Origin of the sequence: Peterkaempfera griseoplana (genome assembly GCF_001418575.1) — a bacterium.
Taxonomy (GTDB): Bacteria; Actinomycetota; Actinomycetes; order Streptomycetales; family Streptomycetaceae; genus Peterkaempfera; species Peterkaempfera griseoplana.
The window spans coordinates 14,552-35,583 of record NZ_LIQR01000266.1 but is presented as its reverse complement, the minus strand read 5'-3'; the positions used below and the strand labels follow the sequence as shown (position 1 = coordinate 35,583).

At 71.5% G+C, this 21,032-nt stretch carries 18 protein-coding genes and 1 pseudogene; 10 read left to right on the top strand and 9 right to left on the bottom strand.

Annotation, left to right across the window (positions count from 1 at the left end; all coding sequences use genetic code 11):
- The first annotated feature begins 174 nt into the window (after nt 1–174).
- Nucleotides 175–642 (top strand): SRPBCC family protein, encoded by a 468-nt coding sequence (locus AOK09_RS20210; RefSeq protein WP_055588619.1) that lies wholly within the window; start codon nt 175–177, stop codon nt 640–642.
- 327 nt (nt 643–969) lie between these two features.
- On the opposite strand, the gene AOK09_RS20205 is transcribed toward AOK09_RS20210, so the two are convergent.
- The gene (locus AOK09_RS20205) at nt 970–1,494 is read right to left on the bottom strand and encodes an AAA family ATPase (RefSeq protein WP_055588618.1); all 525 of its coding nucleotides are present in this window, start codon (nt 1,492–1,494) and stop codon (nt 970–972) included.
- Here AOK09_RS20205 and AOK09_RS20200 point away from each other — a divergent pair.
- Nucleotides 1,445–1,792, top strand: coding sequence for a barstar family protein (locus tag AOK09_RS20200; RefSeq protein WP_322973197.1), 348 nt, complete (start codon nt 1,445–1,447; stop codon nt 1,790–1,792). The genes AOK09_RS20205 and AOK09_RS20200 overlap by 50 nt on opposite strands.
- Nucleotides 1,793–1,828: 36 nt before the next feature.
- On the opposite strand, the gene AOK09_RS40240 is transcribed toward AOK09_RS20200, so the two are convergent.
- Nucleotides 1,829–1,996, bottom strand: a complete 168-nt coding sequence (locus AOK09_RS40240) for a zinc finger domain-containing protein (RefSeq protein WP_157875962.1) — start codon at nt 1,994–1,996, stop codon at nt 1,829–1,831.
- A gap of 153 nt (nt 1,997–2,149) precedes the next feature.
- Nucleotides 2,150–2,563, bottom strand: coding sequence for a winged helix-turn-helix transcriptional regulator (locus AOK09_RS20195; RefSeq protein ID WP_407675425.1), 414 nt, complete (start codon nt 2,561–2,563; stop codon nt 2,150–2,152).
- A gap of 106 nt (nt 2,564–2,669) precedes the next feature.
- Between AOK09_RS20195 and AOK09_RS20190 the strand changes: the two genes are divergently transcribed.
- From AOK09_RS20190 to AOK09_RS20180, 4 genes and pseudogenes are all read left to right on the top strand, one after another.
- A complete protein-coding gene (locus tag AOK09_RS20190; RefSeq protein ID WP_055588615.1) occupies nt 2,670–3,386 on the top strand; it encodes a DsbA family oxidoreductase in 717 nt (238 codons plus the stop codon).
- A gap of 250 nt (nt 3,387–3,636) precedes the next feature.
- Nucleotides 3,637–4,302, top strand: coding sequence for an NAD(P)-dependent oxidoreductase (locus tag AOK09_RS20185; RefSeq protein ID WP_055588614.1), 666 nt, complete (start codon nt 3,637–3,639; stop codon nt 4,300–4,302).
- A 310-nt stretch (nt 4,303–4,612) separates the two neighbouring features.
- Nucleotides 4,613–4,952: pseudogene (locus AOK09_RS37980) on the top strand (transposase); the annotation flags it as partial.
- A gap of 109 nt (nt 4,953–5,061) precedes the next feature.
- The gene (locus AOK09_RS20180) at nt 5,062–5,637 is read left to right on the top strand and encodes a chloramphenicol phosphotransferase CPT family protein (protein WP_055588613.1); all 576 of its coding nucleotides are present in this window, start codon (nt 5,062–5,064) and stop codon (nt 5,635–5,637) included.
- A 158-nt stretch (nt 5,638–5,795) separates the two neighbouring features.
- Here the strand turns inward: AOK09_RS20180 and AOK09_RS20175 are convergent, their stop codons facing one another.
- The 3 genes from AOK09_RS20175 to AOK09_RS20165 all read right to left on the bottom strand — a co-directional run bounded on the left by AOK09_RS20175 (nt 5,796) and on the right by AOK09_RS20165 (nt 7,773).
- Nucleotides 5,796–6,110 carry a methyltransferase domain-containing protein gene (locus AOK09_RS20175; RefSeq protein WP_055588612.1) on the bottom strand — a complete coding sequence of 105 codons (315 nt, stop codon included), beginning with the start codon at nt 6,108–6,110 and terminating at the stop codon, nt 5,796–5,798.
- A gap of 209 nt (nt 6,111–6,319) precedes the next feature.
- Nucleotides 6,320–6,901 carry a histidine phosphatase family protein gene (locus AOK09_RS20170; protein WP_055588611.1) on the bottom strand — a complete coding sequence of 194 codons (582 nt, stop codon included), beginning with the start codon at nt 6,899–6,901 and terminating at the stop codon, nt 6,320–6,322.
- A gap of 107 nt (nt 6,902–7,008) precedes the next feature.
- On the bottom strand, nt 7,009–7,773 hold the full coding sequence (locus tag AOK09_RS20165; protein WP_055588610.1) for a class I SAM-dependent methyltransferase: 765 nt from the start codon (nt 7,771–7,773) through the stop codon (nt 7,009–7,011).
- A 388-nt stretch (nt 7,774–8,161) separates the two neighbouring features.
- On the opposite strand from AOK09_RS20165, the gene AOK09_RS20160 reads away from it, so the two are divergent.
- Complete coding sequence (locus AOK09_RS20160; protein ID WP_055588609.1) at nt 8,162–8,380, top strand: hypothetical protein; 219 nt, start codon at nt 8,162–8,164, stop codon at nt 8,378–8,380.
- A 373-nt stretch (nt 8,381–8,753) separates the two neighbouring features.
- On the opposite strand, the gene AOK09_RS20155 is transcribed toward AOK09_RS20160, so the two are convergent.
- Nucleotides 8,754–9,704, bottom strand: coding sequence for a class I SAM-dependent methyltransferase (locus tag AOK09_RS20155; RefSeq protein WP_055588608.1), 951 nt, complete (start codon nt 9,702–9,704; stop codon nt 8,754–8,756).
- Between the two features lie 997 nt (nt 9,705–10,701).
- On the opposite strand from AOK09_RS20155, the gene AOK09_RS20150 reads away from it, so the two are divergent.
- Complete coding sequence (locus AOK09_RS20150; RefSeq protein WP_055588622.1) at nt 10,702–11,682, top strand: glycoside hydrolase; 981 nt, start codon at nt 10,702–10,704, stop codon at nt 11,680–11,682.
- Between the two features lie 261 nt (nt 11,683–11,943).
- On the opposite strand, the gene AOK09_RS20145 is transcribed toward AOK09_RS20150, so the two are convergent.
- On the bottom strand, nt 11,944–12,468 hold the full coding sequence (locus tag AOK09_RS20145; RefSeq protein ID WP_055588607.1) for a hypothetical protein: 525 nt from the start codon (nt 12,466–12,468) through the stop codon (nt 11,944–11,946).
- 631 nt (nt 12,469–13,099) lie between these two features.
- Between AOK09_RS20145 and AOK09_RS20140 the strand changes: the two genes are divergently transcribed.
- Entirely contained in the window at nt 13,100–17,302 is a 4,203-nt protein-coding gene (locus AOK09_RS20140) for a carboxypeptidase regulatory-like domain-containing protein (protein ID WP_175609325.1), read from the top strand.
- Between the two features lie 366 nt (nt 17,303–17,668).
- Here AOK09_RS20140 and AOK09_RS20135 read toward each other — a convergent pair whose 3' ends face one another.
- Complete coding sequence (locus AOK09_RS20135; protein ID WP_055588605.1) at nt 17,669–18,238, bottom strand: sigma-70 family RNA polymerase sigma factor; 570 nt, start codon at nt 18,236–18,238, stop codon at nt 17,669–17,671.
- A 586-nt stretch (nt 18,239–18,824) separates the two neighbouring features.
- Between AOK09_RS20135 and AOK09_RS20130 the strand changes: the two genes are divergently transcribed.
- The gene (locus AOK09_RS20130) at nt 18,825–20,960 is read left to right on the top strand and encodes a BTAD domain-containing putative transcriptional regulator (protein WP_245687383.1); all 2,136 of its coding nucleotides are present in this window, start codon (nt 18,825–18,827) and stop codon (nt 20,958–20,960) included.
- Nucleotides 20,961–21,032 lie beyond the last annotated feature (72 nt).

The window sequence follows — 21,032 nt, the reverse complement described above, 5'->3', positions numbered from 1 at the left end:
CACCACCCGGGCCCGCTCCCTCCTCCGCCCCGCCCGGGACCGCGGGAGGCGGTGTCGTGCCGGGTGGCGAGCGCGGCTTGTTGGTCCGGTCCTGTCATGACTCCTCACGCTGGACTCTTCGCCGTTCGACGAGGACGGTCCCCGAGCGCCTCCCCGGCCCTAGACTCGGGGGTCATGGACAGGACCGACCGCGCCAGCCGGGTGATCGCGGCACCACCCGCGACTGTCTACCGCGCCCTCCTCGACCGGGAGTCCCTCGAGGCCTGGCTGCCGCCGGACGGCATGCGCGGGCAGGTCGAGCGATGGGATCCTCGGCCTGGCGGCGGGTTCCGGATGGTCCTCACTTACCTCGACCCCACCGACAGCCCCGGCAAAACCTCGGATGCGACGGATGTCGTCGATGTCGAGTTCGCCGACCTGGTGCCACCGGAGCGCGTGGTGCAGCGGGCGGTGTTCGAGGCCGACGACCCGTCGTACGCGGGCACCATGACGATGACCTGGCACCTTGCCGCCGCCGGTGCCGGGACCGAGGTGACCGTCGCCGCCACGGATGTGCCACCCGGCATCGACCCGGCAGCGCACGAGGCAGGGATCGCCTCGTCGCTGGCCAACCTGGCGTCGTACGTCGAAGGGGCCGGCTGACTCAGGCCGCTGCGACCGGGGGCCGGCCACCTCGTCGGGGCTGACGGTCGTCGATTCGGCCGCACACGGGCGTCCTCGGTCTGTGTCTGCGGCGCGCGTGACCATCAAGAGGACGGTCGTTCCGCAGGCTGAGGCTGTCCGATTCTCCACGGGCGCTCCTGCCGCACGCGTCCGGGCAGGCGACTCTGCCGCGGCGGAGCAGAGTCGTCGGCCCTCAAGGGGTCATCTCATGGGAAGCGCGACTCGTGTCGCGTCGGCGCCCGAGCATCTCCTCGATGGCCTGCTCAAGGAGGTGAGCCTTCTGTGCCGGGCGGCATCTCTCGGCGGTCACACGAGCGACGGCCAGCGATCGGCCGCCCACTCCCGCCATCCCGGCCATCCAGGCGGGGGGTCGCCGACCCGACGGCCCTCGAGTTCTGACGCGTCGGGCTCCTCGAACAGCGTCCTCCACTGCACGAGGTCCGCCTCGCTCATCGGGAAGGTCCGGTCCGGGGTGGTCGACTGGCGATGAGCGACCCGAGCGCGTTGGGTCTCATGGTCCACCGGCACATACACAAGGCGACAGGACGCGCCAACGGACGCCACCAGCCAGCGGATCGCGGACCTCTCGTCACGAGACCAGCATCCGAAGTCCAGCACCACGTTGGTTCCGAGTCCCAGCGCCTCAAGACCGAGCCAGAGCAGCCGTCCTTCCAGCACATCGCGCTTCCCGGGCGGCTGCGACTGGCCGAAGAGCGGGATCATCCACTCATCGGGTGTCAGCCGCAGCGCACGGTGCTCCTCGGCCAGCTGCCGAGCCCTGGTGGTCTTTCCGGCCCCTGGCAGGCCGACTGTCAAGAACAGCGTGCTCACACCCGGATCATTCAGGGAAGCCGGGTGGGCGACAACTGCATTCCCTGCCGAGATCACCGAGGCCCACATTGGGCCCCGGTGTCCCGGGGGCTTCAGCGGCTGGAACCTGGATGCTCTGGACGACTGTCTGAGAGGCGGCTGGGGCGCGACCACTCCGTTCACCTTGCACTGGGACTCCTCGGCCGAGGCTCGGACGCGGTTGGCGGAGTGCGTGGCCGCTGGTGATCGCGAGCTTGTCCCCTTCGACCTCCTCCTGGAGATCTTTGAGGCACGAGGGGTGAGCGTCATCCTTCGGTGACAGCTCGTTGCTTCGAGGCATCGGTCCGGGGACGCCCTACGCACTTTGGGGCAGCAGGCGGAAGCGGGCGGTGTGGTATCGGATCGTCACCTTGCCCTTGCCCTTGCCCTTGCCCTTGCCGGTCCGGCACGGGGACCCCGCGGGGGCGGCGCAGGTGGACATCGGGCAGTCGCGCGATTCCACGCGCTTGAAGTCGTCGCTCACGAGCCCGGACTGTTTTATGAGGCTGTTTCAGACGCCCAGTCGTTCGCAACAACTCATGAAACATGATCCCTGCAGGTGGGCGACCGGGCGGCAGGGTGTTTCACGAGCGACCACCTAGGAAACGCCTCGCGTCCGCGACCGCTTGCGTGGCGGTCAGGATCCCGCCGTTGCGGCGCGCTCGCGATTGGCACGGATCTCGTCGTGGTGGTCGGCGGCCCAGCCGATCAGCAAGGTGACGATCTCGTGCAGGCCGCGGCCCAGCGGGGCGAGGGTGTACTCGACGCGCGGAGGGACCTCGGCGTAGGCGGTGCGGGTGATCAGGCCGTCCTGCTGGAGCTGGCGCAGGGTGAGACTGAGCATGCGCTGAGAGATGCCGGGGACCTGCCGCTGCAGGTCGGTGTAACGCAGCGGGCCGGACTCCAGGACCGCGATGATCAGCAGGCTCCACTTGTCGCCGACGCGGTCGAGGGTCTGGCGGATGAAGTCCATGTGCTCGGCAGGGATGGCCGCGCACGGCCCGATCGCCGCCGCTCCTGCCGTCACCTCTGCTCCGTCGGCCGTCTCCATGACGCACATTCCTCTCCGGCACGCACACCGGTGTGCGTTTTGTATCGCCTTCCATGCTGGCCCATCATGGCGTTACGCACAAGTCGTAAGAAATGGAGGTGCGTGAATGAAGGTGGACATTTGGTCCGAGGTGACCTGCCCCTGGTGCGGCCTGGGGAACCACCGGGTGGCCAAGGCCATCGAGCGGTTCGAGCACGCGGACGAGGTGGAACTGGTCCACCACTCGTTCCCGCTCAGCAGCAGCTTCCCCGAGGGGGACACCTTCTCCGTCCGCGAGGCCCTGCTCCGCCGGCACGGTATGGGCGGCAGCCAGGCCGAGACCTCGACCCGGCGGATCGAGAAGCTCGCCGAGAGCGAGGGCCTGGCCCCGTACCAGGTGCTGGACAACAAGGTCGGCAACACCGACCTGGCGCACGAGTTCCTCGCCCACGCAAGCGCCCAGGGCAAGAACCGCGAGGCCTGGGACACCATCTTCCGGACCTACTTCGGCAAGGCCGAGCCGGTCTTCTCCCTGGACGATCTGCTGGGGCTCTCCGACGACCTCGGCCTGGACCGCGAGCAGACCCACCAAGTCCTCACCGACCGCCGCTACCGCCGACAGGTCCGCGACGACGCGGCCCGTGCCCAGCGCCTGGGGGCGACCGGCGCCCCGTTCATCGTCGTCGACGACCGCTACGGCGTGCCCGGCGCCCAGGACAGCGACGGCCTCCTTGAGCTGCTGCGCAAGGCCTGGGACGCCAGCCACCCCCTCACCCTCGCCGACGACGCCGGCGATGCCCCGGTCTGCGGGCCGGACGGCTGCGCCGTCCCCGAGCGCGCCTGATCCCGGCCGCCCCCAGGCAGCCACGGACACCCGCCGTCCGCGACGGCTCAGCACCACGACACCCATCATCCGACGCTGGACAGGCCCGAAACCTTCCATGTCGGACGTGCCGATGCTGGCCCCGCTGCTTCCGATGCACGAGGCGTCCATGACCAAGGCGCACGACGAGGCCCGCCGCCCGGGCTCGATCCTGACCGGCCGACTGGCCGCCTGATCCACCCCCGTACTGCCCGAAAGGCGTTTGATCACCATGAGCACCCTCCTTGTCCTCGGCGGCAGCGGCCGTACCGGCGCTCACGTCCTGGACCACGCAGCCCAGCGCGGCCACCGCGTCCGCGCCCTTGTCCGCAACCCCGACAAGGTGCAGGCACCGGCCGGTGTCGAGCTGATCCAGGGCACCCCGGCGAACATCGACGACATCCGCCGGGCCGCCGAAGGCACCGAGGGGGTGATCAGCGTGCTGAACAACGGCCGCGCCTCCGACAACCCGTGGGCCAAGCCGGTCAGCCCGCCGATGTTCATGACCGACGCCGCCCGCCACACTCTCACCGTCATGGGCGAGCAGGGCATCCGCCGCATCGTGCTGACGTCTACGCAGGGCGCGGGCGACGACTGGGCCCGGCTCAACCCGCTGGTCAAGGCGTTCATCAAGCTGTCGAACGTCAAGGCAGGCTTCGAGGACCACACCGGCGTCGACCACGTCGTCCGCGCCTCGTCCGGCATCGACTGGACCCTGGCCCGCGCCGTCGCCCTGACCGACAAGCCCGCCGGTGGCCCCGTGCGGGCCGCCGAGGCCGGCACCGAGAAGCCCGGCGCACGGATCAACCGCGCCGACCTCGCCCAGTTCCTCGTCCGGACGCTCGAGGACGACGCATGGATCCGCAAAGCGCCCCTGGTCTGGAACGCCCGCGGCTGACCAGGTCCCGCCAGGCCGCGGGCGGTCCCCTCGTCAGCAGGAAGTCTCCGCCTCACCTCCTGGCCACTGCGCCCAGCCGCCCCGCACGGGACCGATCGGCAGCATCCGCTGATGGGCGCGGGTGCGGCATGGGCGGTCGGCCCCGGGTCGAGGCGTTTGTTCATGTCCAGACGGCAGGTGCCGTATGGGTTGACGTTGGACCAGAACAGCGCGGTCAGCCCGCGCCGGTCCTCGTCGCTCAGGCTTGATGCCCATGCCGGTGCGGCCAGGACCTGCTGGACCACGCGCCCACGCCGAGAAGGCGATCGAGGCCTTCACGAAGACCTACGGTGCCGAGTGGCCCCAGGCCGTCGCGAAGATCACCGACGACGCCGAGGAACTGCCGGCCTTCTACAACTTCCCGGCCGAGCACTGGATCCATCTACGGACCACGAACCTCATGGAGTCCACGTTCTCCACCGTCAAGCTCCGCACCAAGGTCACCCGCGGAGCCGGCAGCCCGCCGCGGCCCTGGCGTTGGTCTTCAAGCCTGTCGAGTCCGCCCAGGCCGCCGGCGCGTGATCACCGGCGCCCACCTGGTGCCTCTGGTTCGCGCTGGAGCCCCGTTCGAGAACGGCGTCCTGGTCGAGCGGGAGACCGAAGCGGCATGAATTCCGGTGGCGAGCCTGCCGCGACCTTCGGGATCATCCGCCCATGTCGCATGACGATGCAGAGCCGAACGAAGCGCCGGCCAGCCCCAGCGAACCCAGCGGCCCTGAAATGTCCGGCCAGAGGCCGGGCGGGCTGATCATCTTCCTCAACGGGGCATCGAGTTCCGGTAAGACGAGCATCGCCCGGGAGCTTCTCCGGATCCTGGACCAGTCGTTCTTCCACATGCCGGTGGACGCCTTCCATGCCATGCGGTCTGACCGGCACATTCCCGACGAACACCTGCAGGCCGAGATCGACCGAACCGCCAGGGGCTTCCACCGCGCGGTAGCCGGGATGGCCGCAGCCGGCAATCACATCGTGGTGGACTACCTGCTGAGCCGGCGCTGGCGCCTCCTCGACTGCCTCGACCTGTTCTCTGCCGAGAACGTCGTCCTCGTCGGCGTTCACTGCCCGCTGCCGGAGCTGGAGCGACGGGAACGGATCCGCGGCGACCGGACCCCAGGTCTTGCCGCGCGACAGGTCGACCAGGTCCACGCGCACGGCATCTACGACATCGAATGCGACACGAGCAAGAACACGCCGGAGGAGATCGCCCAACAGATCAAGAACACCCTGCCACGACGGCCGACTCCCACAGCCTTCACACGGATGAAGCTCGCCCTGCGCGCCGGCGGTCCGAGCTGAGCCCCGACCACAGGTTTTGACCATTGCTCCCGGCCTCGGCAGCCCGGTGATCCCGCATCCGTATCCGTATGCCGGCGTCTCCGCCCGGTCGCGTGCCCTCGTCGGATGGTCCATGCCTGCATCGTCGCGGGCCCGCAGACGGAGTCGGGGCAACGGAATCAGACCCGCCGCATCCGGTAGACGCAGGTCCGGTAGGGCATCTCGACGCTGTCGCGGCCGGCCAGGGCCGGGTCGGTGGCGGCCAACTCGCCGATCTCCAGGTCCACGCGGGCCTGCTCGTCGGGCTCGACCGCGATCACCTCGTGGCCGACGGCGCGCAATGCACCGGTCAGTAGCCCGGTGCCCGCCCCCAGGTCCAGGACGCGCACCGGCTCGGCGCCGATGGCCCAAGTGACCGCCTGTACCGGGTAGGTAGGCCGGATCGAATCGTAGAGGCGGGCAGCGGAACCGAAGGACAGCGCAGGGCTGGACATGCTCGTGCAGGTACCCGGATCCGGCCGGCAGTACCCGCGCGGCGGCAGTCCGCGCGCGCGCCGATGGCCGCGGGCCGCGTGCGCCGTCACCCGAGCGGTTGGCGTTGGGGCGCCGGCACGACCTGCACCCACCTGGAACGACCCTCCAGCCGACCCTGGAGGTGAGGTGGATACCGACGGGAGGTGCTGCGGCCACGCGGGCAGGAGGATCAGGCCTGTGACCGGGAGGGTTCGCCGGACTGGCTTCTCCGGTCGGAGGGCAGCGTGTAGGACCAGCCCGGTTGCCAGGTGAACGGGGCCTTGAGCAGGTCGTCCAGGGAAGCCCCGGCAAGCAGGCAGTCCAGTGCCCACTGGTTGGCCGTGTGGGCGATCAGCAGGACTCGCCTGCCGTCCCAGTCCCGGGCCAGGTCCTGGAGGAAGGCGTCGGTGGCGGCCAGGACCTGCCGGTAGCTCTGGCCACCGGGAAAGGGGTCGTCGACGTGCCGGGCGCGGCGGGCGGCGACGAGTTGGGACGGTTGGCCGTTGAACCGGCCGTAGTCGCACTCACGCAGACGGACATCCTGGTGGATCGGGGGGCGACCGTCGGGGAAGGCGATGTGGGCGGTCTCGACGGAGCGGCGGAGGTCGGAAGTGAACACAGCTGCGATGTCCTGACCGCGGCGGCGTTCGCCGAGTTCGCGTGCTTCGCGGTGTCCCTTCGCCGAGAGGCGTCCCGGAAGCCAGCCGGTGGAGATGCCGGCCTCGTTGTCCGTGGTGGTCGAGTGCGTCTCGTAGATGATGTCCACTGCCATACGGGGACTCCTGGGGTGCGGGTCTGCTGAACGACAGGGTCATGCCGCGTCGGTGACGAGGGGGCGTCCGTGGGACTCGCCGTGTCCTCCGAGGGGCGGGGGCGCCTCTACTCCGGTCCGCGGCGCGCGAGATGGACGATGATGTCGGCGGCGATCTCGACCGTCTCGGGCAGCGCCTGGGCGATCGCGTCGAACGCTTGCTGCCTCCTCGACGGCGGCAGCTGGAGGTACGCCGAGACGGTCGACAGATAGCCGAGGTATTCGGAGCGCTTCATCGTCAGGCGCCGTTCGATGACGCTCTGCTGGACGTCATGGAACAACGGGGACCGTTGCAGTTCCGTACCCGGCCACTGCATCTCCTCATCCGGAGCAGTCCCGTCGGGAGACGGAATGTCGTCACTTTCCAGGAACGGTGCCCTTGCCGCACGCGCGGACTCCTCGACCGCTGGATCGGCCGGCTGGATCGGGCCGGCGAACGAGGCGAACACACCCTCCGGTTCCAGCAGCGCGGCCACTCGTGGCCACCGTCCCGCCGGCTGTGTCCAGTGCAGGGCTGCGGCCACATAGACCAACCCGTAGGTCTCACCCGGCCGCAGATCCTCGAACCGGGCCCGTACGGTCGTCACGTTCGCGGGCGCGGTCTTCTCCAACTCGGCGAGCATGCCGGTGTCGGGTTCCGTCGCCGTGACCGCGACCCCGTGCCCGGCGAACAGGCGGGTTGCCTTCCCTGTCCCCGCGCCGATCTCCAGGGCCGTCCGAACCGGCCGGCCCGCATATGTCACCACCAGGTCGACGACCTCTTCGGGATAGCCCGGCCGGAACTTTTCGTAGGCTTCCGCGATCGCGCCGAAGCTCAGTGCACGAGCAGACATGCCGAGCATCCTGGCACGACCGGGACGGACGGCGCCTGGCAATACCCGGCGCCCGTCGGCCTTCCGACGCGGTGGCGCTCGAACGGCGGACTCCCCCCGATGCCCCACCCGGCCCGGCTGCTGGGGGCAGGGCCTGCTGTGGTGGAGGCCGTCGTCCTGGCGGTGCACAGCCCAGCGAAAGATCGAGCCGTCGTTGGCGGCGGCCACCGTTACCCGCACCCGGGATGACGGATGCCGGAGACGCGGGGGCAAGGGCTGGGCGGACGGTGCGGGCCCCGGGCCGATGCCGCAACCCGGCGGCGCCATTCGGGTGGCCTGTGGGTCGACATGGGCGGGGTGGGCACACGACCACAGGCAAGGGGGGAATCCGAGCCGGAAGGCAGGACACATGATCGTCAAGAAGCTGCACGACTGCGGTATCCGCAGCGAACACGCCTACGCCGCCGCTATCGCCTCCATCGGCCTGTCCGTCCTCTCCTGGGCGACCTCGCTCCAAGCGGAACCGGGCCAGGGTGTCGAACGTGCCGACCGGTGGGGCATCTTCGTCGGCGAGTGGGCGCCCACCTTCTTCGGCCTCGGCCTGGCCCTGTCCACTTACGAGAAGTAGTCCGCATGCGACAGCGCCCCGTCGGCCGCAGGCAGGCGGGGTGACTCGGTGGACGCCCCCGGGTGGCACCCCGCGCCGGACCGGGAGGGTACGAGGAGCAGCCACCCAGGCCGGCCTGACCCCCTGCCCCCTCTGCATCAGGGTCTGGGCAGCCGGCTCAGTGCGACGCGGCCGATCTGCCGTCACCCGACCGATGGTGATGAACGCCTACGTCGGGGGCGGCAGGCCGGGCATGGAGGCCGTCACCGCGCACGGCGTCCACCAGGCCGCCGGGGTCCCGGCGCGGACGTTGCGCGGTGGACGCCCCCGGCGGCCGTGATGGCGAACCGGTCAGGTGGGGGACGGCACGCCGAGGCGTCGTCCCGGGGGACGGTCACCGCTCCGGGCGTACCCCGGTGAAGACCGTGGTGGCGGAGAGGAGGAAGGCGTCGGGCCTGCGCAGGATCCCCTCCGGGGCCTCGGGATCGACCAGCAGCCCGAGGGTCTTGTGGTCCTCGGCGTCCAGGGACTCGCCCATGGTCTCGTGCAGCCGGGTCAGATGGCCGTGCAGGAAGGAGCGGGCCGTCTCGTCGAGGGGTGACGGCAGGTCGAGGAGGGAGGTGAAGCTGCCCGTGCCACTCAGCCCGGCGCGGCCGAGCATCGCGGGCCAGTCCTCGACCACCCGGGTACTGCCGGGCAGTTCGGTCCGCATGGCCTCGAACCACTCCTCCAGAAGGGCGTCCAGCCGGGCCTGGAGGCCCGGCCTGCCCACCCCGATGTCGCGGGGGAGGTAGCGCATCGGCAGACCGGCCTCCGCCACGGCGAGCAGACCGCCGGGCCTCAGCATCGCCGCCAGCGCGTCGAGCACGCCCTGCTGGTCGCCGATGTGGTGGACGGCCTTGCTGCTCCAGATCAGATCCGCCGTGCCGAGACCGCCCTCCCCGTGCTCGTCACCGCCGACCAGGCCCTCCGGCAGCTCCGCGTGCCGGGCGGTGACCCTGTCGCCGAGGCCGAGCCGGCCGGCGCGGGCCAGGGCGCGCTCCAGCAGTCCGGGCGCGCCGTCCACGGCCACGACCTCCGCGTCCCCGAAGGCCTCGGCCAGGACGCAGGTCATCACGCCCGGCCCGCTGCCGAGGTCGATGATGCGCCGGACCTCCTTGTCCGGGCCGAGCAGTTCCCGCAGCCGGGCCGCGGTCCGGCGCAGCACGGGGAGCTGCAGATCGCCGCTGCTCTCCAGCTGGGCCGCCATGACCTCCCAGTCGATGTCCGTGTGGTCGTGCCCGTGCCCGTGTCGGGGTCCATGGGCGTGCTGGTGGCCGGTTCCGGATGCGCTGTGTGGGCTCATGTCCGGGAGGATGCGCCCTCCGGACGGGTACGGCAACTTCTGTTGCCGTTTCCGCAAACGCCTGGGTGGAACGCCCGCGCGGACAGGCCCTCTCCCTGCAGCCGCCGAAGAAGCTCGGCCGGGGCAGCCGGTGCGCGGCTTCCTGTAGCCACTTCGGGGCGAGCCTCGGAGATCACGGCCCCGCGTCATGCTTTTCCGGGCCGGTCCATTGACATTCCGGCTTACTTCTGCAATGAGGCAAGTCCCTGACGGCGCGACTCCAGCGCGAACAGCAACGGCCTGCTGCCGAAAAAGTTTCGAAAGGTACAGACCATTCCGTTCCCGGACCGCATACCCGGCTGCCGTCACCACCGAACTCAAGGACGTCCGCACAAAACGTTCGGCTGCTCTTTCCCGGTCGAGCGCCTGGACAAACTCCTTGCGGCCCAACAATCGACCGCAGGTTGCAATGACCGCTGGAAACCTCTTTGTCCACACCCGCCCGATTGATGGGCTGAGCCGTTGACCTGTGGGTTCGACGGGCATCCGCACTTCCGCAAGGTCTGTCGCGAGGCCCCGGCCCATCGCTGCCATCCCCTCACGACAAAGGCCCGTACAACCACCAGAACCCGACGTCGCTGCGTGTGCGGCCTTCTTCGACTCAGGCCAGAAGAAATCCCGTCCGGGCGCAGCGCCATTGACGCGGCAGCAAAGGTGCGCGTAACGTTCCCGGCCGCCGATCTAGGGAGAGCGAAGGTGAACCATGCAAAAGGGTCGTGACTCGCAAGGGATAGCATCCGCCGACGGACAGCGAGCGGATGGTGCGGCTGACCGAACCCCGCGCCTGACACGCCGGGCGCTGCTCGGGACAGGGGGAGCCGCGGTCGTGGCGCTGTCTCTGGGCAGCGCGGGAACGGCGGTGGCGGCACCGGCGAAATCCGGGGCGCCGCGAGGCGAGGTCCCTTTCGGTCCGGTGACGGTGACCGACCCGGGATCGGGCGCGTCGTACGCGCGGGCCGTGCGGCTCAGCGAGGGGCGACCGGGCGGATCGCGGACTCTGCTGGCGACCTACCAGCAGTTCGACTTCTCGAAGCCGGGCGGGTTCCCGATCTTCCGCAGCGACGACGACGGCCGTACCTGGCGCCAGCAGGGCAGTGTGCCCGACAACGGCGAGTCCGGAAGGATGTGGCTGCAGCCGTTCCTGTACGAGCTGCCGCGCGCCTTCGCCGGCCTTCCCAAGGGCGCGGTGCTGTGCGCCGCCAACTCGCTGGACTCCTCGAGCACACGGATCGTGCTGTACGCGAGCCTTGACCGTGGCCTGACCTGGCAGTTCCTGAGCACGGTGGCGGTGGGCGGGCCGCCCAACCCGCAGAACGGCAACACGCCCGTGTGGGAGCCGTTCCTGCTGCTGCACCGTGACCGGCTCGTCTGCTACTACTCGGACCAGCGAGACCCGGACTACGGCCAGAAGCTCGCGCACCAGACCAGCAGGGACCTGCGGCACTGGGGCCCGGTCGTCGACGACGCCGTGGGCGAGGAGTACAGCCGGCGCCCGGGTATGACCACCGTCGCGCAGGTGCATCACAGTCTGTGGATCATGACCTATGAGTACGGCGTCTCGGACACCTACTACCCCGTGCGCTACAAGCTCGCCCGCGACCCGGAGTCGTTCGGCTCAGCCCCGGCGCTGGAGCTCCTCGACCAGGACGGGTACGCCCCGTCGGCCGCCCCGACCGTGGCGTGGTCGGACTCCGGTGGCCCTCATGGCACGATCATTGTTAGCGCAAACAGTGACGAGGACTTCTTCGTCAACCGGGCCCTCGGTGACCCCGGCAAGTGGACGCGGTTGTCTTCGGCGATGCCGAGGGGCTACAGCCGGTTCACCATCCCGCTGGCCGACCCGGGATCGTGGCGCCGACCCGGCCTCGTCTTCGTGGTGACCGGCGCACCCTACGCCGAGGACGCGCCGATCCAGGCCGGCGTCATCCAGCTGGACTGACGCCGAACGGGCCTCGTTGGGCCGCGGATCCAAGCGGTCATGCCCGTCGCCCCCGGTGAGCCCCGAGCCGGTGGCGCCGAGCGGCAAGCTCTCGTTGCTGCAGCCGCACCGCGGAGATCCAGGCTGGACGAGTGGACGAGCACGCGAAGCTCCTGGCGGTGAAGGTTGCGCTTGGTCGGCAACCCGTCCGCCAGGAGCTTCGTCGTTCTGTCACCTCAGCCACCGTGCTGTCGCCGGAGTGGCGGGTGGGTCATCGCCTCATCAGCAGGAGCTGGGCGAGGCGGCGACTATCTCGCTCCCGTTGGCGTAGGCGTGAACCGATCCGCCGGCGGAGTAGCGGCACGTGGCCCCGTCGTCACCGATGACCGCGGCGTCCGCGAACCACTCGTCAGGGTTGGCACTGTGGATGTCCGCCCCGTAGGAGTAGGCGTCGGCGGAGGCCGACGCGTACTGGGTCCTCGGAGTGTCCGAGACGACCGGAACGGTCCACGACTCGACGGAGACCGTGACCCGGGCGTTGGGGTGGGCGGTGCGGTACGCCGTGGACCACTGCCAGTGGGCCCTGGCGGTGCCGCAGCCGTTGTACTGCTGCTCGACCTGGCCCGCGTACACGCCGTTGAGGGTGTAGTTGCCGGGCGTCCCGATGTTGATCCACGTGCAGGTGGCGGGCCTCACCGCGGCCTGGGCGCCGGTGGCACCTCCGAGTCCGATGGTGGCGCCGCCGGCCAGTGCCAGGGCAGCGGTGGTCATGGCGACGGAGCGGTGTGCGGTGCGAAGCCTGAGCATGGGTGCGATCTCCGGTCTCGAAGGGCGGTCCCTGGCGGGGCCGTTGGACGTTCCCCTGCTGGTTCGTCCGTGAAGCAGCTTGCCCAAGCACGATCGGGTGGCGGAATGACGCTGACCTGGCGTTGGCTTGGCGTTTGGAGTCGCTGCTCGCGTCGGCCGTCGCCCCGGGAACCAGAGCAGGCCGTTGCGGACAGCCGATGTCAGCGGCGCCGGACGGGCCTCCCGAGGCGGCTGCGAGCGCGCCCACCCCTTTGCGGCAACGGCGTTGCCGGTAGGGGCAGTTGGTGTCCGCCGGGGCTCCGGCGCGGATGTGACCGACGCCACATGAACCGGTTTTCCTGTTGCTCCGTCCCGGGGGAGAGAGGCGGCCCTGCCCACGCGCTGCCGGACGTCGCATCGACGTCCGCCCTGGACAGCGTGGACGGCGGGGCCGTCTCCTCTTCCCCCGCGTCCACCGACAGCCCGTCGGGCCGGGGTCCCACCGATTGTGTGATCGGGAAAGGCTTCCGTGTTCTCACCGAAAAGAACCCTCAGAGAGGACCGCCTCCCGGCGGCCTCCCCGCCGGGTGCCCGCCGCGGCACCCGGCGTCTGCGCCGCATCGCGTCGGCGGCCGGCGCGGTCCTGCTGACTGTGCTGGCAGCGCAGTTCCCGCAGCAGACCGCCGGGGCGGCGACTCCTGCCGGCGGCGGCCAGAAGGCTGCCCAGGCGCTCTGCGGCACCCCCAAGCCGGGAGAGTTCGGCTGCTTCGCCCTGCGCCGCACCGACGTGGCCGCGCAGGCCGACGACCCTGCCCAGCCGGACGGCTACGGCCCGGCAGACCTGCGCTCGGCGTACGGCGTACCGGCCGACGGCGGAGCCGGCAGGACCATCGCCATCGTGGACGCGTACGACAACCCGAACGCCGAGAGCGACCTGGCGCACTACCGCGAGCAGTACGGGCTGCCGGCGTGCACCACCGAGAACGGCTGCTTCCGCAAGGTCGACCAGCGGGGCGGCGCGGCGTACCCGGTGCCCAACGACGGCTGGGCCGGGGAGATATCCCTCGACCTGGACATGGTCTCCGCTGTGGCGCCCAACGCCGACATCCTGCTGGTCGAGGGGGACTCGGCCTCCTTCGAGGACCTGGGCCAGGCGCTGAACACCGCCGTGTCGCTGGGCGCGCAGTACGTCTCCAACTCCTACGGCGCCCCGGTCGACGACCCCGGCACCCTGCCCTTCGACGAGCAGTACATGAACCACCCGGGGACCACGCTGGTCTTCAGCGCGGGTGACCAGGGCTACGGCGTCCAGTACCCGGCCTCCTCCCCGTACGTCACCTCGGTCGGCGGTACCTCGCTGGTCCGCGACGGCAGTGCACGCGGCTGGTCGGAGTCGGTCTGGAACCGCACCGGCACCGACTCCCTGGGGATCCCCCGCTGGGGCGCGACCGGCTCGGGCTGCTCGCAGTTCGAGCCCAAGCCGTCCTTCCAGACCGACACCGGGTGCTCCGGACGCTCGGTGGCGGACGTCAGCGCGGTCGCCGATCCCGGTACCGGCGTCTCGGTCTACGACAGCTACTCGGGCGACGGCTGGGTGGTGGCCGGCGGCACCAGCGCCTCCGCGCCGATCATCGCCGGTGTCTACGCGGTGGCCGGCACGCCCGCGGCGGGGACCTACCCGGCCTCCTACCCCTATGCGCAGCGGGACGCCCTGAACGACGTGGTCACCGGTGACAACGCCAGCTGCGCGGACAGTTCCCTGTGCGGCTTCGGCTCCACCCCCGACTGCGAGCCGCTCTACTCCTGCGTCGCGGGCGCCGGGTACGACGGGCCCACCGGCCTGGGCACCCCGAACGGCCTGCGGGCCTTCGAGGCCCCGGCCCACGGCACGGTCAGCGGCACGGTCACCGACGCGGCGACCGGCAAGCCGGTGGTCGGCGCGACCGTGACCTTCGGCGGCAACCATGCCACGACCGGCTCCGTCGGCGACTACCGCATCACCGTGCCGGCCGGTTCGTACCCGATGACGGTCAGCGCGTTCGGCTACGGAGAGCAGGACCTCGGCACGGTGGAGGTGGCCGACGGCGCCGCCGTGACCCGGGACGTCTCCCTGAAGCCGGTGCCCTCGCAGACCGTCTCCGGCACGGTCCGCGACGGCGGCGGACACGGGTGGGGCCTCTACGCCCGGATCACCGTGGACGGAGTCCCCGGCAGCACCTACAGCGACCCCAGCACCGGCCGGTACTCCGTCACCCTGCCGAGTGGCCACAGCTACCGGCTCACGGTGGAGGGGCTCTACCCCGGCTACCAGCCCGCCACGGCGCAGGTGGACCTCGGCGACAGCCGGGTCACCACCGACGTGACCCTGAAGACCAACTCCTCCGGAGTGCTCCCGCCCGGGTACGACCTCACCTACCACGGCGGCGGGGTGCAGAAGTTCGCCGCCTACACCCGGCCCGACGGCTGGACGGTGAAGAACAACACCTCCGCAGGGGGGTGGGAGTTCGACGACCCGCTGAACCGGGGCAACCAGACCGGCGGTGACGGCTGGTTCGCCATCCTGGACGACTACTACCTCGGCTGGGGCTCGGCCGACAGCGAACTGATCAGCCCGCGCTACGACCTCTCCCACGAGACCCGTCCGCAGCTGGAGTTCGACACCTCGCTGCCCGGCACCATGCGCCTGTCCGACCCCACGGCCGACGTGGACGTCAGCACCGACGGCGGCGCGAACTGGACCAACGTCTGGCACCACACCGACGTGGTCAACGGGCCGTCGCACGAGACGGTGCCGCTCACCGCGTACGCCGGCCTGCCGTCGGTCCAGGTGCGCTTCCACTACACCGGCTCCCTCTCCTCCATGTGGGAGATCGACAACGTCGCCGTGGGCACCCGTGATCTGCGGACCGTGCCCGGCGGCCTGCTGGTCGGCCAGGTGACGGACCACAACACCGGAGCGGGGGTGGCCGGCGCCACCGTCCACAGCACCGCGCGGCCCGAGGACGCCGGCGTCAGCGTGGCCACGCAGGGCGACCCCGCCGCCGGTGACGGCCTGTACTGGGCCTTCTCCAGCCGCACCGGCAAGCAGAAGTTCTCCGCCGACCTGGCGGCCTTCGGCTACCCCGCGGTGACCGAGACGGCCGACATCAAGGCCGACGGCGTCACCACGGCGGACTTCTCGCTGAAGCCCGCGCAGCTCCGGATCGACCAGGCCGCCCTCGGGGCCGGTGTGGAGGCGGGTACCGACAAGAAGGTCACCCTCAAGATCCGCAACACCGGTGGCACCAAGGCCACCATCACCCTCGGCGAGCAGGAGATCGCCGGAACCGCACCGGGCGCCCGCACCGCAGGAGAGCCCGTCCGCCGGGTGAAGACCGACCTGCAGCCCGACACCTTCGCCGCGACCGCATCCAGCGGTACCGCGAAGACCGGCGGCACCACGAGCAGCGGCGGCACCACGAACAGCGGCGGCGCTGCGACGACCGGCGGAACCGCCGTCGGCCAGTCCTGGAAGGCCCTCGCCGACCTGCCGGCCCCGAGCGCCGGCGGCATCGCCGCCGTCGACAAGGGCGTGCTCTACACCGGCCTGGGAGCCACCACCGACCCGCAGTGGACCAAGGGCTTCTACGCCTACGACCCGGCGGGCGCGGCCTGGCGGGTCCTGGCCTCGCCCGCGACCAAGCGGGTGAACCCGGCGTACGGCTTCATCCGCGACAAGCTGTACGTCACCGGGGGCAAGGACCGGGCCGGCAACCCGATCCCCGGCGGTGAGGTCTACGACCCCGCCACCGACACCTGGTCGAGCATCCCCGACATGCCGGTCGCGTACGGAAGCTCCGGCGCCGCCGTCCTCGGCGACAAGCTCTACGTGGTGGGCGGCTGCGACACCTACAACTGCGGGACGACCGATGTTCAGGTCTACGACCCGGCGTCGCGGACCTGGTCGGCCGGACCGTCCTACCCGGTCGCGACCTCCTGGGAGTCCTGCGGAACCGTCGACGGCGTGCTCCACTGCGCAGGCGGCGTGAGCCAGGCCGACGGCTCGTGGCCGGAGGCCACGCAGGCCACCTACGCCCTCGACCCGGCGCAGGGCGGCTGGAAGAAGCTGGCCGACCCGCCGGTGGACGTCTGGGGCGCGGCCGGCGCCACCGCCGACGGGAAGCTGCTGCTCGGCGGCGGTGTGCTGGTCGGCGACGGCGTGTACACCAACGAGGCCTACGCCTACGACCCGGCCTCCGACTCCTGGTCGGCGATGCCCGGCCTGCCGGAGCCGCTGGTGAACGCCTCCGGCGCCCAGGGCTGGTACGTGGTCGGCGGCCAGGGAGCGGACTCCGGGGTCACCGGAGCGGTCCGTAAGCTGCCCGGCTGGGACCAGTCCCACGGGGATGTCTCCTGGCTGTCGGAGAAGGCCCGCACCGTCACCGTCGCGGCGCACGCTACCGCCTCGGTCACGGTCACCCTGGACGCCTCCGGGATGTCCGTGGCCGACCTGGGCGCCCACCAGGCACGCCTGGTCGTGGACAGCGACACGCCCTACCCGTCCCTGTCCGTCCCGGTCACCATGACGGTCACCCCGCCGCGCGGCTGGGGCGAACTCACGGGCACCGTCACCGCCCGGCAGCCCGACGGGTCGACGGTGCCGGTGGCCGGCGCGACCGTCGCGGTGACCGCCAAGGGAGGGGCCACCACCACGCTCGCCACGGCGACGGACGGCTCCTACCGGTTGTGGCTCCCCGCGCAGAAGGGGCTGACCCTGACGGTCACGGCTGACCGCTACCGCACGGAGCGGCGCACCGTGGACCTCGGCAAGGGAGGCGCAGCGCCGGTGAACTTCACCCTGCAGCCCGGTTCGTAACCCGGACCGGGAAGCGCAGACGCCGGGGCCGGCCGCCACCCAGCAGCCGGCCCCGGCGTCCACTCCGCGCCTGTCGGCGCCCCCTCACCCGAAGTCGTGTTCCGGCCGTACCTTCCGCTTCCGCGGCCTGCACGCGCACCCGGCCGGACGGGAAACCTTCTACCGGAATTCCGGGGAAAGCCTCCGGGCGGCACTGCGGGGACAGCCCCGCCCACGACCGGGGAAATCGTGGCAGCGGTTCTTCCGTCCGGACAACGGCGGACGGGTGGGGAATGTGCGCAACTGCACATCTGGGAATCGGCGACGGCGCGGCACGGGAATCCAGAGCGCTCCCGCACGTCCGTGCCTACCCGGCGCCGGACCCCGTCAGTCGTCCAGGGCGCCCCGGGCGCGCAGCGCCCTGCGCAGAGCCCTCGCCGCATGGAAGGCCCGCGACTTGACGGTCCCGGGCGGAACCCCGAGCAGTCCGGCGGCCTGGTGCACGGTGTACCCCAGGTAGTGGAGGCAGAGCAGGATCTCCCGCTGGTGGTCGGTCAGGTCCTCCATCGCCTCGGTCACCACCCGCATGGTGATCAGCTGCTCGGTCCCGTCGGGCACGAGAGGCTCCGGCGGGCTGCACTCGACGCGCTCGGCAGGCCGCGCCCGCAGGCTGCGGTACTGGTCGATGACCAGGTTGCGGACCACCGTGAACAGCCACGGGCGCAGCCCGACCGTCGCTCTCGGCTGGAAGAGCTCGGCGTGCTTCCAGGCCCGCAACGCGGCCTCCTGCAGGATGTCCTCCGCCCGGTGCCAGTCCCCGTGGCAGAGACCGGCGGCGAAGCGGAGCACGACGGGGCGGTGCTCCTGGTACAGCTCCTGCAGGAACACCTCCTGGGCGGGGCCGCCGGGGGCGGGCCGGGCATCGCCGGGAGGTTCGAGGACCAGGCCGGATCTCATGGTGATCGCCACCTCGCGTGGACGGGGAGTCTGGGGCGCCGACGCCGCTGCGGGGCCGGCGGGACCAAGGGTCACCGGACGCACTTGCCGCTTCCTTGCCCACCGCTTGCCGTGCCCAGCCGGACAGCGGCCGAATGTCGGAGATGTCCCCGGCCATTTTCATCGGCACCACGCCTTCTCGTGTGCGCACTTTCGCGTATCCGCAACTCGTCCCGGACCTGCGGGCATTGACAGTGCGAGGGTGAGGAAGGTGAATTTCTCCGGGGCTGTGCAGCCCTTCCCGTCCCCGCCACGACCTCCTCGTGACGGACCAGTGAATTCATCGGAGAAACACGGTGGCCAAGGTTTCAGGAACCCGGCGCGGCCGGCGCGGCAGCATGCGGCCCCGGCCGCACCGCGGTCGCCCGGCACCCGCGCAGGACCGGTGCAACACCGGCGAAACACCTGTGACGTGACATCACCGCACCGTGGTAACAGCGGGGTGATTCCATCCAACTGCGCAAGTCCCTCAGAGCTGGGAGCCGGCCACGGGTCCCCACGGCCCTGACGACACGACGGAAGGCAAGCCGGAGTGCACAGCGACACAGTGCGATTCGCTCTGCTCGGCCCACTGGAGGCACGGCGTGGCGGCACCCCTCTGGATCTGGGACCGCCCAAGCGACGGGTGCTGCTCATCCGGCTGCTCCTCGCGGAAGGCCGCCCGGTCCCGGCGGAGCAGCTGTGCCAGGACCTCTGGGAGGGCCACCCGCCCTCGGGGGCCGCGTCCTCGCTCCATGCCCACATCAGCCGGCTGCGCAGCTCCCTGGAGCCGCAGCGGACCGGGCGCGGCGGCCACACCCTGCTGGTCAGCAGCCAGGTGGGCTACGCCCTGCACGCCGCCAGGGAGAGCCGGGACACCGCCCGGTTCGAGGACGCGGTGGACCGCGCCCGGCAGCTGCTCGCCCGGGGACGCACCGAGGCCGCCCGCCAGGAGGTCGCCGCGGCCCTGCGGCTGTGGCGGGGCGCCGCCCTCGGTGACGCGGTCCGGTACTCCTTCGCGGCGCGGGAGATCGATCGGCTGGAGGAGATCCGGCAGTCCGCCGAGGAGATGTACGCCGCCATCCTGATCCAGCAGGGGGAGCCCGAGCGCGCGGTGGTCACCGCCGAACGGCTCACCTCGGCCGCGCCGCTGCGCGAGGCGTCATGGGCGCTGCTGATGCGGGCGCTGTACCTGTCCGGCCGGCCGACCGCCGCGCTCCAGCGCTACCAGGAGTTCCGCACGCTGCTCGGCGAGGAGCTGGGGCTCGACCCCGGCCCGGCCCTGCGGGAACTTCAGGTGGCCGTGCTGCGTCATGACACGGCGGCGGTCAGCGGTCCGCCTCCGCTCCACGCGGTCTCCCCCCGGCGGACCGCCGATATGGGAGCGCTCCCCCTGGTGGGGCGCGACGTCGAACTCGACCGCCTGGGCGCGCTGGTTCCGGCCGCCGCGGCCGGTCGCACCCAGTGGGCGGTGATCTCCGGACCGCGGGGAGCCGGCAAGACCCGGCTGGCCGAGGAGCTGGCCGACCGGGCCGCCACCGCAGGGTTCACCGTGCTCTCGGCCCGCTGCGGCCCCGCCGGCCGCCGGGTGGACGACCAGGACCCCCTCTCTCCCGTCGCCCAGCTGCTGTCCGGACTGCGCCGGATCGGGACCCCCGGCCAGCCGCGCACCGGGACGGCCGTCCCCACGCCGGCCGGACAGGGCGAACGCCCCTGCGGACGCCGGGACGACGCCGCGCTGGAGGCGGTGACCCGCCTCGCCGCAGAGCTGGCCCACAGACCGGTCCTCTGCCTCATCGACGGCCTGCACGGGGCCGACCCCGGCGTGGCCAGGCTGCTCGGACTGGCCGCCGCCCTGCTCCGTGAGGTGCCGCTGCTCATGGTGTGCACGGTCCGGGACGACGAGCAGCAGGGGATCGAGCAGCTGCTGGCCGACCTCACCCGGGAGGGCGCCTGCCGCCTCGGGCTCGGACCGCTGACCGTGGAGGACACCCGCGAACTCCTCGCCGCCCACGACTGCGACCCGCTGGAGGCTGCGGCGCTGCACCGCCGCAGCCAGGGCATTCCCTTCACGCTCCGGGCGATCCTTGCTCTGCCCGCGGACCGGCGCAGCGGGCCCCGGGCCCAGGTCCCGGACTCCGTCGCCACCGTGCTCCGGGCCGACCTCGCCCGGCTCGGCCCGGCCGCCCAGGCGATGCTGGAGACAGCGGCGGTGGCCGGGGAGTACCTGGACACCGACGTGCTGCCGACGGTCTGCGGGATCTCCCGGGAGCAGCTGCTGCTGCTCATCGACGCGGCCGTCACCGCCCGGCTGGTGGTCTGGGACGACGAACCCGCCGCCGGCCGGCCGGGCCGCTACCGGATCCCCGAACTGCCCCGTGAGGTGGTGCTGGAGAGCATGAGCCCCGCCCGCAGGCAGATGCTGCACGCCGCGGTGGCACGAGCCCTGGTGGGCCGGCCGGGCACCCATCCGTCCCGGACGGCCCGTCATCTGCTGGCCGCGGGCCCGCTGATACCGACGGAGCGCCTGGCCCGGGCGGCGCTGACCGCGGGGTGGCACTGCGCCGAGGACGGCCGGCGGGAGGAGGCGGCCTGCTGGTACGAGAAGGCCGCCGCGGCCGCCGCACACCATCCCGCCCTGCGCACCGAGGCGCTGGAGCGGATGCAGCGCCTGGAGTGGGGACGGTCGCTGATGCGGCGCTGACCACGCCGGTGCAGCCCGGCACACCGGCCGTGGGCGTCGTCAGCGGTGATGTCCAGGGCACCGGGGTTTCGC